The organism is Pseudomonas sp. HY2-MNA-CIBAN-0224 (assembly GCF_040310285.1).
Lineage (GTDB): Bacteria > Pseudomonadota > Gammaproteobacteria > Pseudomonadales > Pseudomonadaceae > Aquipseudomonas > Aquipseudomonas helleri.
Genome location: NZ_JBEOPQ010000607.1, coordinates 1 through 263 on the forward strand (window position 1 = coordinate 1; position 263 = coordinate 263).

Here is a 263-nt window from a genome sequence, read left to right on the forward strand (position 1 = left end):
GTATCAAAAATTAATTGTCTTACAGGTTAGGCGATACGACCACCGCCGTCAACATTGACCACGGTGCCATTAATGAAGCCATTTTCAAGAATAGCCAATGCTGCGTGAGAGAGGTCTTTCGTTTGACCAACTCGTCCAACAGGAAGCGATTGAGCGACATCATTAAAGAGAGCAGCTTTATCTTCATCATTGAGCATATCCCAAGTTGCGCTATCGACGACTCCGGGAGAAATAACATTAAAACGTTTTGGTTTCATTTCAAT

General features: G+C 42.6%; 1 protein-coding gene. It reads right to left on the bottom strand.

The window, feature by feature from the left end:
* Positions 1-26 precede the first annotated feature (26 nt).
* A partial coding sequence (locus AAEZ03_RS27745; protein ID WP_350583099.1) for an SDR family oxidoreductase occupies positions 27-263 on the bottom strand: 237 nt, incomplete at its 5' end.